At 54.4% G+C, this 13,357-nt stretch carries 12 protein-coding genes and 1 pseudogene; all 13 read left to right on the top strand.

The genetic code is table 11. The features are described 5' to 3' along the window. Positions 1 to 528, top strand: a pseudogene (locus tag WBC85_RS12075) (acetyl-CoA C-acyltransferase); the annotation flags it as partial. Continuing rightward, positions 525 to 1,517, top strand: coding sequence for an NAD(P)H-dependent flavin oxidoreductase (locus tag WBC85_RS12070; protein ID WP_424437337.1), 993 nt, complete (start codon positions 525 to 527; stop codon positions 1,515 to 1,517). The pseudogene WBC85_RS12075 and the gene WBC85_RS12070, both read left to right, overlap by 4 nt. Next, positions 1,510 to 2,160 (top strand): histidine phosphatase family protein, encoded by a 651-nt coding sequence (locus tag WBC85_RS12065; protein ID WP_424437334.1) that lies wholly within the window; start codon positions 1,510 to 1,512, stop codon positions 2,158 to 2,160. The genes WBC85_RS12070 and WBC85_RS12065 overlap by 8 nt, the downstream gene beginning before the upstream one ends. Positions 2,161 to 2,170: 10 nt before the next feature. Next, a complete protein-coding gene (locus tag WBC85_RS12060; RefSeq protein WP_424437331.1) occupies positions 2,171 to 3,202 on the top strand; it encodes a phosphotransferase family protein in 1,032 nt (343 codons plus the stop codon). 3 nt (positions 3,203 to 3,205) lie between these two features. Then, on the top strand, positions 3,206 to 4,003 hold the full coding sequence (locus WBC85_RS12055; protein ID WP_424437328.1) for an IclR family transcriptional regulator: 798 nt from the start codon (positions 3,206 to 3,208) through the stop codon (positions 4,001 to 4,003). 393 nt (positions 4,004 to 4,396) lie between these two features. Continuing rightward, a complete protein-coding gene (locus tag WBC85_RS12050) occupies positions 4,397 to 5,644 on the top strand; it encodes a branched-chain amino acid ABC transporter substrate-binding protein (RefSeq protein ID WP_424437325.1) in 1,248 nt (415 codons plus the stop codon). A gap of 83 nt (positions 5,645 to 5,727) precedes the next feature. Then, the gene (locus WBC85_RS12045) at positions 5,728 to 6,684 is read left to right on the top strand and encodes a branched-chain amino acid ABC transporter permease (RefSeq protein ID WP_424437322.1); all 957 of its coding nucleotides are present in this window, start codon (positions 5,728 to 5,730) and stop codon (positions 6,682 to 6,684) included. Next, positions 6,681 to 7,976 (top strand): branched-chain amino acid ABC transporter permease, encoded by a 1,296-nt coding sequence (locus tag WBC85_RS12040; RefSeq protein WP_424437319.1) that lies wholly within the window; start codon positions 6,681 to 6,683, stop codon positions 7,974 to 7,976. The genes WBC85_RS12045 and WBC85_RS12040 overlap by 4 nt, the downstream gene beginning before the upstream one ends. Continuing rightward, positions 7,973 to 8,734: an ABC transporter ATP-binding protein gene (locus WBC85_RS12035; RefSeq protein WP_424437315.1), complete on the top strand. Its 762-nt coding sequence runs from the start codon at positions 7,973 to 7,975 to the stop codon at positions 8,732 to 8,734. The genes WBC85_RS12040 and WBC85_RS12035 overlap by 4 nt, the downstream gene beginning before the upstream one ends. Before the next feature lie 14 nt (positions 8,735 to 8,748). Then, positions 8,749 to 9,432 carry an ABC transporter ATP-binding protein gene (locus WBC85_RS12030; protein ID WP_424437340.1) on the top strand — a complete coding sequence of 228 codons (684 nt, stop codon included), beginning with the start codon at positions 8,749 to 8,751 and terminating at the stop codon, positions 9,430 to 9,432. A gap of 6 nt (positions 9,433 to 9,438) precedes the next feature. Continuing rightward, positions 9,439 to 10,644: a serine hydrolase domain-containing protein gene (locus WBC85_RS12025; RefSeq protein ID WP_424437312.1), complete on the top strand. Its 1,206-nt coding sequence runs from the start codon at positions 9,439 to 9,441 to the stop codon at positions 10,642 to 10,644. After that, positions 10,641 to 12,596 (top strand): acetoacetate--CoA ligase, encoded by a 1,956-nt coding sequence (locus tag WBC85_RS12020; RefSeq protein WP_424437309.1) that lies wholly within the window; start codon positions 10,641 to 10,643, stop codon positions 12,594 to 12,596. Before WBC85_RS12025 ends, WBC85_RS12020 begins: the two co-directional genes overlap by 4 nt. A gap of 9 nt (positions 12,597 to 12,605) precedes the next feature. After that, positions 12,606 to 13,357, top strand: a 752-nt coding sequence (locus tag WBC85_RS12015) for an acyl-CoA thioesterase (protein WP_424437306.1), incomplete at its 3' end; no start/stop codon positions are given.

Here is a 13,357-nt window from a genome sequence, read left to right as displayed (position 1 = left end):
ACGTTGGAAAGCCTCAGTGGTCTTGCACCCGTTTTCAAAGACGGGATGCGGATTAAAGAAGGCAAGTTTATCACGGCTGGCAATGCATCGCAGTTGAGCGATGGTGCTTCTGCATGTGTAATCATGGAATCCAAAGCAGCTGAAAAAGCGGGTCTAGAACCGCTTGGCCGTTACATTGGTGTTATGGCAGCAGGTTGCGAGCCTGATGAAATGGGCATTGGTCCGATCTACGCTGTGCCGCCTTTGCTCAAGGCGCATGGTTTGACAATGGATGACATCGGTCTGTGGGAGCTCAACGAAGCCTTTGCGGTGCAGGTGCTTTATTCACGCGATCAACTGGGCATTCCTGACGAGCTTTTGAACGTCGATGGCGGCGCGATTTCGATTGGCCACCCCTACGGCATGTCTGGTGCGCGTATGGTGGGGCACGCTTTGATCGAAGGCAAACGTCGCGGCGCGAAATACGTTGTTTGTACCATGTGTGTTGGCGGCGGCATGGGCGCGGCTGGCTTGTTCGAAGTTCTATGAGCTACGAGGACGCACATCTCCCCGCTGCGCTTCAGGGCTTGCGCATTCCGTTGATAGCCTCGCCTTTATTCATCATTTCGGTGCCGAAACTGGTGATCGCGCAGTGTAAAGCGGGGATCGTTGGATCGTTCCCCGCTTTGAATGCTCGAGAAGGCGAAGGGGAGCACCCGCTTCTCGATACTTGGCTGACGGAAATCAAGGAAGAGCTTGATCGTCATAACCAAGCCAACCCGGATCGCCCCGCCGCGCCCTATGCGGTGAACCAGATTGTGCATCGCTCGAACACACGTTTGGAGCGGGATTTGGAGATTTGCGTAAAGCATGATGTGCCGATCTGGATCACGTCGCTGGGTGCGCGTGTCGAGGTGAACGAGGCCGCGCATTCGTGCGGCGGCATCGTCTTGCACGACATCATCAACAACCGTTTTGCCAAGAAGGCGGTTGAAAAGGGCGCGGATGGCTTGGTCGCTGTCGCGGCGGGTGCAGGCGGACATGCAGGGCAGCAATCGCCCTTTGCTTTGGTACGCGAAATTCGCGAATGGTATGATGGGCCGATCGCGCTATCGGGTGCGATTGCGACAGGGGAAAGCCTGCTCGCGGCGCGCGCTATGGGGGCGGACCTCGGTTATGCCGGATCGCCGTTTATCGCGACTGATGAGGCGAACGCGGATCAAGGCTATAAGGATATGATCGTCGAATCCGGTGCAGAGGATATTGTTTATTCCTCTTTGTTCACAGGGGTTTGGGGGAACTACCTTAAAGGCTCTGTGAAAAACGCAGGCATGGATCCTGATAACCTGCCACAAGCGGATGCGTCTTCGATGAATTTCGGGCAGGACCGCGAAAAACCCAAAGCGTGGAAGACGATTTGGGGATCTGGCCAGGGGATTGGCGCGATCAAATCGGTGGGGCCAGCAGGCGATATTGTGGATCGGATTGAACGCGAGTACTTGGCGGCCGGAAAGAAATTGGCGGCTGAATTTGGCTGAACTTCTCATCATACGCCATGGCCAGGCGTCCTTCGGGCAAGACAACTACGATGTTCTGTCCGAGCTTGGCCATGCGCAATCGCGCGCGGTTGGCGCGTTGCTTCGAGAGCTGGACTGGGTGCCGGATCGGCTGGTCACAGGTTCGCTGGAACGTCAAAAGGATACCCTGTCCTCGATGGGGTTTTCGCAGGCCCCGGAAGTGCACGAAGGCCTGAATGAATACGACTTTGGCGATCTGCTGAATGCGCGGTTTAAAGGCGACGTTCCTGACATTGTTAAGGGCGATCGCAAGACACATTTTCGCACGCTGCGCGAGACGGTGTTTGACTGGCAGGACGACGCTTTTGATGGCGCATCAGAGACTTACGGCGCGTTCGCTGCGCGCGTTGAAGCGGCGCGCAAGTTTGCAAGCGATACGGATGCCAAACGGGTTCTGGTTGTATCTTCGGGCGGTGTTATCGGTCAGATGACCTCTGTCGCGCTGGGTGCGTCCAAACGCGAAATGATGAACCTGAATCTACAGATCAAAAACACTGCGATGACGCGGTTTATGTTTTCGGGAAAAGCGTTTTCGCTGCATGAATTCAACGCAACGCCGCATTTTATGACGCCTTCGGGCGCACAGCTGCTAAGTTATAGCTGAAGGGGACGATATGAGCGCAGATACACAGACATTGGATGAAGCGGCGGTTAGCAGCTATCTTAAAGAGCATCTGGACGGGTTTGAAGGTCCGATGGAGGTCAGCAAATTCCAGACGGGCCAGTCGAACCCGACATTCATGCTGAAAACGCCTTCGCATAACTATGTGCTGCGCCGCAAACCGCCGGGAGTTCTGTTGAAATCTGCTCATGCTGTGGATCGTGAATTTCGCGTGCAAAAGGCGCTTCAGGGGACGGATGTGCCTGTCTCAAAGATGCATCTGCTTTGCGATGATGACGCTGTGATCGGCTCGATGTTTTACATCATGGATCATGTGCCGGGGCGCAACTTTAACGAACCCTCGATGGACGGCTTGACCCCAAGCGATCGCGCAGGGGTGATTGATGATATGAACCGTGTTTTGGCGGCGTTACATAATGTTGATATCAACGCGGTAGGCTTGTCGGACTTTGGTCCCGAGGGAAACTATTTCGAGCGCCAAGTCGCACGCTGGTCAAAACAGTACCGCGCGTCTGAAACGCAGAAGAACCCAGCGATGGACGAGTTGATGACCGCGCTGGTTGAAGCGCGTCCAGAGGATGATGGGCAACGCACGCTTGTGCATGGGGATTATCGTCTGGATAACATGATTTTCGATGCGGCAGGAACGCAGTGCCGCGCGGTGCTGGATTGGGAACTGTCCACCATCGGCCACCCCTTCGCCGACCTTGCGGGCGTCATAATGCAATGGCAACTGCCTGCGGGCACTGAAGGGCGGGGCATGGGCGGCCTTGATCGCGCGGCGCTTGGCCTGCCGACGGATGAAGCCTTTATCGCAACGTACTGCGAGCGTCGTGGTCTGACTGGGATCGACAACTTCGGCTATTACCTGGGCTTTTGTTTTTTCCGTATGGCTGGGATCATTCAGGGCGTGTTGAAGCGCGGCCTTGATGGCAATGCTTCCAATCCTGAACGGGCCTTGAAACTGGGCGAATTCGTTCCTGTGTTTGCACAGCATGGCCTTGATGCGCTTAAGCGGGGCTAGAAAATGATGGACGATCTGCGCGGCGATGAAGGTGACAAGGACCGAAACTTTGTCACCGCATTGGCGCGTGGACTGGAAATTTTACGATGCTTTCGCGATGGCGAAGTGTCACTTACAAACTCCGATTTTTCCGAACGAACGGGGCTGCCCAAAGCGACAATTTCGCGGCTGACATTTACACTATGTGCGCTGGACTATCTTGTTGCCGATGCAAGGGTAGGGACCTATCGGCTGAGTGCCGGGGTGCTGCATCTTGGCTTTAGCGTCTTGAGCGGGATCGATATTCACGACCTTGCGCAAAAGGAAATGGAACGGCTGCGTGATGGGCCAAATTCCTACATCACTGTTGCTTTAGGCGAACAGCATAAACTGGAAGTCGTGTACGTTGCCGCCTGCACGTCGCGTGAAGGCGTGGCATTGGTCGCGCGCATTGGCAGCCATTTGCCACTGTTTCCTTCTGCCATTGGTCAATCGATTCTGGTGGGCATGGATGATGATGCCCGTGAAGCTGTTTTCGAACTTGCGGGGCGCGAAAGCGCACAGACCGAGGCCGAAGGTCGACTGCGCTACAGCGAGGCGAAATCAGTTTATGAAGTCAAAGGTTACTGCACTGGTTATGGCATCTGGCGCAAGGACGTGAACGGCATTGCCGTGCCAGTTTTTTCAATGAACGGCGCAAAGGTATACGGGTTGAACGTTGGTGGCCCGTCCTCGCGGGTGAAGCCTAAACAGCTAGAAACGATATATGCCCCGCGACTGATTCAAGCATCCACAGTGCTCAGCATTCAATCCCCGCGTTAAAGTTGCAAAGTCTCGTTCCGCAGTGCGAAACTGGACGGGTGGCGTTGCAAATTTTTACCCAGCGTCATTTAAGTTTTTTTCGCGGCCACATCCTGCAAAAAACAGTGATTTTTGACTGTTGGCGGCCCGATAGCTATGCCATCTTTGGCGATTAGTTTTTCATCGAAATCTGATTTGTTCTTTTAATTACAACGCACAAGCGCCTTTCAGCCTTTGCATATTTTGTAATCTCCCGGGCCGGGCGGGTTGCTTTGAGCGGCCCTGGCATTTGTGAAATCTCTTGGGCGCGACGTGCCAACAGCCTTGACTTTAAACTAGGGTATGCAACTCTTTCCTAATCGGTCTGGACCTCGAAAAATCAAAAGAGGCGTGATTTATCCTTGGGAGGAAAATATGAAAAAATTCGTTAAATTGGGCGCAGTATCCGCGCTTTCACTGGTTATTGGCGCATCCGCTGCCTTTGCCGAGAACATCAAGGTCGCATTTATTGACCCGCTGTCTGGTCCGTTTGCCAGCACAGGGACCAATGGTCTGCACCAGTTCGAATTCGCGGCTGACTATATGGTTAACAAAAATGGTGGCCTTCTGGGCGGCACCAACATGGAAATCGTAGCTTTTGACAACAAGATCAGCCCGAAAGAGAGCTTGATCCAGCTGCAAGTCGCGATTGACCAAGGCATTCGTTATATCGTTCAGGGTAACTCTTCGGGTGTTGCGAACGCATTGACCGAAGCTGTTGACAAGCACAACAAACGTAACCCGGATAGCCGCGTTCTGTTCCTGAACTACGCTGCCGTCGATCCGGCGCTAACAAATGAGAAGTGCAACTTCTGGCATTTCCGTTTCGATGCGAATGCCGACATCAAGATGGACGCGTTGACTGACGTGATGGCCGCAGATGCGGACATGAAGAAAGTCTATATTATCGGTCAGGACTATTCCTTTGGTAAAGCTGTTGCTGCAGCTGCTGTGAAGACCCTTGGCGAAAAGCGTGCGGATATTGAAATCGTCGGTAACGAGCTGCACCCAATTGGCAAAGTGAAAGACTTCACGCCTTATTCACGCAAGATCATCGCAGCCGAAGCAGACGCGGTTATCACGGGGAACTGGGGCGCGGATATGGTTGGTCTGGGTAAATCGCTGATCGAAAGCGGTTACGATGGCCCGATCTACACATACTATGCTGCGGGTTCTGGTATCACCGCCGCGCTTGGTGAAAGTGCCAAGGATCGCGTCCGTTTGATTTCACAGGGTAGTATTAACCCGATTGAGAACGATGGCGCGCGCGCTACTTATGAGGCATTTGAGGCCAAATACCCGGATGGCAACGTTGACCAGCCACGTATCTTCAACGTGATCGGCATGCTTGCCAAAGCAATTGAAGGCGCAGGAACAGCAGATGATGTTGTCGCCGTCGCCGGACAGCTTGAGGGCATGAAGTATCAATCTATCTGGGGCGGCAACGAAGTCTTTATGCGTCCACAGGATCACCAGCTTATTCAAGATATGTATGTTGGTGTTCACACGGATCAGAATATCGACTTTGACTACGATCAGTCTGGTTTCGGTGTTCTGACAGAGACAACAATTGAGATGGCGTCCATGGACAGCCCGACCACTTGTGACATGAAGCGTCCATAAGCGGACGACTTCTATCCGCCCTGCCCAAGTGCAGGGCGGATGCACTTCACCTCTGAACTTATACTTACCCTTTGGGGGGACCGATGGAACTCATCCTCGTCAACATAATCGACGGGCTTGTGACCGGATTGCTGTTGTTTATGCTTTCGGCTGGCCTGACTCTTATTTTCTCTATGATGGGTGTTCTTAACTTTGCCCACGCAAGTTTCTACATGCTCGGCGCATATTTTGCCTATCAAATCAGTATCGCATTGGGGTTCTGGATGGGCCTCCTTGTTGCACCGATTATCGTTGGCGTTTTAGGAGCAGGTGTTGAGAGGTATGGTCTAAGACGGGTCCATCAATACGGCCATGTGCCAGAGCTGATATTCACATTTGGTTTGGCCTTGCTGATCGAAGAACTGGTGCAGTTCGTCTGGGGCAAGAACCAGATGGCGTATAGCATTCCAGAGGTGCTGAATTTCACAGCATTTTCTATCGCAGGAAACTCTATCCCTGCTTACAAAATTTTCATGATCTTTATCTCCATCGGGATATTCATGGGGCTGCTCTACATCCTCACCAAAACCCGTGTCGGCATGATAATTCAGGCGGCGCTCAGCTATCCGCGTACAGTTGAGGCACTGGGTCATAATGTGCCGCTTATCTTCATGGGAGTGTTCGGTGTTGGCACCGCGCTTGCTGGCGTCGCAGGTGTAATCGCTGGACCAGTGCTTGGCACATTCCCGGGCATGGCCTTTGTCCTTGGCTCTATCGTGTTTGTGACTATCGTGATCGGGGGGCTTGGCTCGCTCTGGGGGGCTCTGGTTGCCTCGCTCCTGATCGGTTGGATCATTACGTTTGCAAAGTCCTACAATCTCGCGATGTCCGATATCCTTAACGCAATCGGTATTTCGACGCCCGAGAATTTGGATGACAATATCTTTCGCGACCTCTGGACTGTAACGAGCCCGCAAATTGCGGATATCCTACCCTATATCCTGATGGTCTTGATCCTGATCTTCCGTCCGGCTGGCCTATTCGGAAAGCGTGAATCATGAGTGAACAAATAACAACAGACCCGAGCAAACCAGCCCAGCGTATGCGTGCCGGTTCAATGACGATGACGCTGATGCCATGGATTTTGGCGGCGATCGCGCTTTTGATTATGCCCTATGTGTTCACGTCCAATTCGGCGCTGACGATTATGAACCAGATGTGGATCACGGTAATCTTCGCGTTGGCCTACAATATGCTTCTTGGCCAGGGTGGTATGCTGTCCTTCGGTCATGCAGTTTACGCTGGTGTCGGTGGTTTTGCCTGTATGCACATCATGAATGCCTCTGACTTCTTTGCCAGTTTCCCTCTGCCGGTCCTGCCTGTCTTTGGCGGGTTGTTCGGGATGGGCCTTGCGATGATCGTCGGGTCTTTTTCGACCCGTAGCGCGGGAACTGTTTTTGCGATGATCTCCCTAGGAGTGGGCGAACTTATCGCCGCCTGCTCCGTCATCATCGTTGCGTTCTTTGGCGGTGAAGAGGGTGTTTCAGGTGACAGAACCTATGCGATGCCGTTCTTTGGCAACGAATTCCTGCAGCAAATTAACGTCTACTACCTGACGTCCTTCTGGGTGCTGATCTCTGCGGCCTTGATGTATCTTTGGTCCCGTACACCTGTTGGCCGTATGGCCAACGCGGTGCGTGATAACCCGGAACGCGCCGAGTTCCTTGGCTATTCGGCCCGTTGGGTGCGTTACTACAGCTTTGTAGCGTCGGGTTTTTTCGCAGGTATTGCTGGCGGACTTTTCGCCATCAACTACGAAATTCTGACAGAAGAGAACCTCAATACGGCTTCCTCTGGTGTGATCCTTCTGGTGACCTTCCTCGGCGGTGTCGGCTTCTTCTTCGGGCCGATCATCGGCGCGATCGTCTTTACCTTGGTGCAGACGGTTCTTTCGCTACAGACAGAGCTTTGGGCTTTCTATGCGGGATCGCTGTTCGTGGCGACGGTGATGTTCTTCCCCGGTGGCCTGGCCGGCTTGATGATGATGCATGTGCCTGCCTTTAAACTGGGCAAAGCCAAGCTGTTACTGGTGCCTTACATCAAGACGCTGATCCCAGCGGCGATTGGCATCTTGGGTGTTTGTGCATTGGTCGAAATGACGTTCCACTTTCGCCACGCGTCCACAGGAGACGATGAAATGACGTTGTTCTGGACCACTTTTGACAGTCATACGTTGATGCCATGGGTCATTGCAGCGGTAATCACCGCCATTGGGCTGGGTATCGCAAAGATGAATGCGCCTTCGCTGAAAGAAGCATGGGGCGAAGCTAACTCGACAGGAGGTGCATCATGAGCCAACCTGCACTAGAGTTAAAAGGCCTCAAGAAGAGCTTTGGTAAGGCGGAAATCATTCGCGGTATCGATCTATCGATTGGCAAATCAGAGCGCCACGCAATCATCGGACCGAACGGTGCGGGTAAATCGACGCTGTTCAATCTGATAACTGCGCGTTTCGCCCCTACGGCGGGATCGGTCAAATTGCACGGGCAGGATCTGCGCGGTATGCAGCCTTTCCAGATCAATCGCATGGGCCTGTCGCGTTCATTCCAGATCACCAACATCTTCCCGGCAATGACCGTTTTCGAGAACGTGCGCTGCGCATTGTTGTGGTCACAGGGGTATAAGTATTCGTTCTGGAATCTCGTGAACCGCTCGCGTCAACTGACCGAAGGCGCGGATGCAATTCTCGATCAGATAAACCTGCTTGGGCGGCGTAATTTGCCAGCGGGTACACTCAGCTATGCCGAGCAGCGCGCATTGGAAATCGGGATCACCATCGCGGGCGGCGCCGATGTCATCATGCTTGATGAGCCGACAGCGGGCATGAGCCATTCTGAAACCGACTATATCACCGACCTGATAATGAAGGTGACCGAGGGCAAGACGTTAATCATGGTGGAACATGATATGGGTGTTGTCTTTGGCCTAGCGGATCGCATTTCAGTGCTGGTTTACGGTGAAATTATCGCAACAGGAAAACCTGAAGACGTGCGCGGTGATCCGAAAGTGCAAGAAGCCTATCTGGGCGCAGCCTTGGAGGCAGAACATTGATCGAAGTTACTGACATGCATGCCTACTATGGCAAATCGCACATCTTGCAGGGTGTTTCGTTGAACGTCCAAGAAGGCGAAATCGTCGCTTTGCTTGGGCGCAACGGTGTGGGTCGTTCCACGACGTGCAAAGCCATCATGGGCGAGGTTGAGCCAAAAGGTTCAGTCAAGTTCAAAGGGCAGGAAATCGCAGGGCGCAAGGCCTACGAGATCGCCAATATGGGGATCGGTTACGTGCCTGAGAACCGCGATATCTTTCCTGGTTTGACGACGCGGCAGAACCTGACATTGGGTCTGAAGCCTGGCCAAAAGGACGGCGCAGGTCGCTGGTCAATGCAGATGATGTTCGACATGTTCGAAAATCTGGACAGGCGCGCCGATGTCGAAGCCTCGGTTTTGTCTGGCGGTGAACAGCAGATGTTGACCATGTGCCGCACATTGATGGGCGATCCCGATTTCGTGATGATTGACGAACCGACAGAAGGCCTGTCACCGCAGATGGTGCAAAAGGTTGCCGAAGTTTTGCAAGCGATTGCTGCACGCGGCATTTCCACATTGCTGGTAGAGCAGAAGCTGTCGATCGCCATGGACATCGCGCATCGTGTGTACGTCATGGGCCATGGTCAAGTGGTGTTTGAAGGCACCCCAGCAGAGCTGAAAGCGCGCGAAGACGTGCGCAAGGAATGGCTTGAGGTCTAGAAATATATGGTTGGTTTTGACAACAATCGGCTGCCTCGCATCCAAGACTGGATGCAGGGCTATGTGGATGCGCGCCGATATGCGGGCTGCGCAGCGCTAATTGCGCAAGGCGGCTCCGAGGTATTCTACCACGATTGCGGTTTGCGCGACGTTGAGGCCGGGTTGCCATGGCAACGTGATACGGTGGCACGCATCTATTCGATGACCAAGCCGATCACTTCTGTCGCGATGATGATCCTTGTCGAGCGTGGCTTGGTGCATCTGGACGCACCCGTTTCCGACTTTATCGACGGTTTCAAGAATGCGCGCTGCTTGATCCCCAACGCCAGCGGGATTGACCAGACCGAGCCTTGCGCCGCCCCTACGTTGCAGCAGTTGCTGACCCATACATCCGGCCTTAGCTATTCGTTCAACGCGGGTCTTGTTCCCGACGCTATGCGGGAAAATAAACTGGACTTCGGGCCAGGACGACGCACGCTAGCGCAGAGCAGCGACGAGCTTGCCAAACTCCCCCTCGCGTTCCAGCCGGGGACGCGTTGGGAATACTCTGTTGGTATCGACATCATCGGGCGGGTAATCGAGGTCATCAGCGGCAAGACGTTGGAGGATTTCTTCAAGGAAGAAATTCTCGACCCGCTTGGAATGAGGGATACCCGTTTCACAGTGCCCAGCGAAAGCCGTGGACGATTTGCTGCGCTTTATACACCGCTAGCAGGGGATTCTTTTGATCTGAACTCTGCGGAAAAAAGCAAAGAAACCCTGCGACTGGCCGATGGCGCTGATAGCTCGCCTTATTTTACTAGCCATATGCATTCGGGCGGCGGTGGCTTGGTCGGCACGATCGATGACTATCTGAAATTCACCGAAGCGATGCGCACGGGCGGCAAGGGTGTGCTTTCGCCCAGCACTCTTGGCTTCATGATGCGTAACCATTTGGCAGGTGATATCGCTTCGATGGGGCCATCCAGCTTTGCGGAACAGCCGATGAACGGCATGGGCTTTGGTATCGGCGGTGCGGTCGTTCTTGATCCCGCGCGCGCGGGAGTGCCCGGATCGGTGGGGGATTTCTCATGGGGTGGCATGGCTTCGACGTTCTTCTGGATTGATCCGGTGCATGATCTATCGGCGGTTTTCTTTACCCAGCTTTCACCAAGCAGCTCCTACCCGACACGCGCCGAGTTCAAAGCATTGGTACACGGCGCCTTGCTATGAGCGCGCCAGTCCTTTGGACGCCCACGCAAGAGCGTTATGACGCCTCGAGCATGGCGCAGTTTGAACGCTTTGTCAGCGAAACGCGGGGCTTGGATTTCGAGGACTACAACGCCATGTGGCGTTGGAGCGTAGATGATCTGGAGACCTTCTGGAATGCGATCTGGGATTTCTTTGACGTGCGTGCCTCTGTGCGCCCTGAGAAGATGTTGCTCAAACGTCAGATGCCTAACATGGAATGGGGAACAGGCGGGCAGCTGAACTATGCAGAGAACGTTCTTAAACATGCGCTAGGGCGTGAGAGTGATCCTGCGCTGATCGTGCAATCCGAAACTTTCGGCCGCTCTGAATTATCGTGGGGCCATTTGCAAAAGCAGGTCGCCAGTGTGGCAGCGCGCTTGCGTGGCATGGGCGTTGAGCAAGGCGATCGCGTCGTTGCAATCTTGCCCAATACGGAAACGGCGTTAATCGCCTTCCTTGCCACTGCAAGCCTTGGGGCGATCTGGTCGCTCTGCGCACCCGATATGGGGCATGTCGCGATCCTGGATCGTTTCAAACAAATCGCCCCCAAGGTGCTGATTGCGCAGGACGGCTATGTGCACGCAGGCAAAACCGTGGATCGTCGGGGCATTCTTGCCCAGATCAACGCGGGCCTGCCGAGCGTGGTGCAATTTGTGACGTTGCCATTTGTTGGCGCCTTGCCTGAGGGCCATATGGCTTGGGATGATTTGACAGGGGACGATGCACAATTTGAAGCAGTGCAAGTCCCGTTCGAGCATCCGCTTTGGATCGTCTATTCCTCTGGCACCACAGGAAACCCCAAACCGATTGTGCACGGACATGGCGGCATTATTCTGGAGGCGTGCAAGCAATCCTTGCACATGGATGTGTCCCAAAAAGATCGCTTCAGTTGGCTGACTTCTTCGGGTTGGATCATGTGGAATTCCCAGTGGATGGCGTTGGGGCAGGGCGCTGCTGTGGCGATCTATGACGGTGCGGCGAATTATCCTGATATGGGAACTGTCTGGCGCTTTGTTGCCGGAGAAAAGCTGACGTATTTCGGTGCAGGGGCTGCGTTTTATAGTACCTGTATGAAGGCAGGGACTACCCCGCGCGAGGACGTTGATCTATCTGCCTTGCGCTCGCTTGGTGCGACGGGATCGCCGCTTTCCGGTGATACTTACGATTGGATTTATCGCGATGTGAAAGCCGATCAATGGCTTGCCCCGATTTCAGGCGGCACCGATCTGGCTGGCGCATTTGTGCTGGGCCACCCGGGCATGTCAGTGCGCGCAGGCGAAATGCAGTGCCGCGCGCTTGGCAATGCGGTACGCGCCTATGATCCTTTGGGGAACGAGTTGGTCGGCGAAGTTGGCGAGCTGGTCTGCACAGAGCCGCTCCCCTCTATGCCGCTGTTCTTTTGGGGCGATGATGATGGCGTGCGTTTGTTTGACAGCTATTTTGCCGACTACCCCGGCGTCTGGCGTCACGGCGATTGGATCGCGATTGATGCGGACGGCGCCTCGGTGATCTATGGCCGCTCGGATGCAACGATCAATCGCAAGGGTTTGCGTCTTGGCAGTGCGGAGATCTATCAGGCGGTCGAGGGGCTGGACGCGGTATTAGATTCACTGGTGGTTGATCTGGAATTTCTGGGGCGCGAAAGCTTTATGCCGCTTTTTGTGGTTCCCGCCGCGGGTGTTACCTTTGACGATGCCCTGAAAGAGCAGATCAACGCCGCCATCCGCGCGCAGGTTTCCGCGCGCTTTGTCCCCAACGAGATCATCGAAATTGCCGAAGTGCCGCGCACGCTTTCGGGTAAAAAGCTTGAAGTTCCGGTGAAAAAGCTGTTGCTTGGCGGCGATTCTGCCAAAGTGGTGAACCGTGACAGTATGGCCAACCCTGACAGCTTTGATTTCTTTATTGCCTACGCGAAAGCACGGGCCAACACGTAAGGCCGCTCTATGACACCTGCCGAAGAACTGCTGCATCTGCTGGACATTGAGCAGCTGGAAGTGGACCTGTTTCGCGGTGTTGGCGGGGGCGGTGAAACAACCAAGCGGATCTTTGGCGGACATGTCATTGCGCAGGCGCTCATGGCGGCCTATCGCACAGTCGAAGACCGGCTGTGCCATTCCTTGCACGCCTATTTCATTCGCCCGGGTGATCCCGAAATTCCGGTGATTTACCAAGTGGACCGCGCCCGCGATGGCGGTAGCTTTACGACCCGCCGTATTGTTGCAATCCAGCATGGCAAACAGATTTTCAACATGTCCGCGTCCTTTCATGTGGATGAAAGCGGCTGGGAATATCAACACCCGATGCCTGATGTCGGTAAGCCGGAAGAGTGGCCGAACCGTGACGAGCTTCGCGCCAAGATGGTCGATCAACTACCCGAGAAATATCACGCCGATTTCCTGCGCCAACGCCCGATTGAACTACGCGAAGTTGCACCGCGCGATTTTCTATCGCCAAAGAAAGAGGATGATCGCAACCAGCTTTGGTTCCGCATGGAAGCCGCCAAAGGGCAGGGGCCGCAGATGCAGCATTGCTTGCTCGCTTATGCGTCTGACATGAACCTGCTCGGCTCGTCCCTGCGCCCGCATGGCCTGACGTGGTTTCAGGGCAAGCTGATGACCGCCAGCCTCGATCACGCCATGTGGTTCCATGCCCCCATCACCTTCGAGAACTGGCATCTCTACACCATGGATGCGCC

This window comes from Planktotalea sp. (assembly GCF_049680325.1).
Taxonomy (GTDB): Bacteria; Pseudomonadota; Alphaproteobacteria; order Rhodobacterales; family Rhodobacteraceae; genus Planktotalea.
This window is presented reverse-complemented; position numbering and strand designations above follow the sequence as displayed.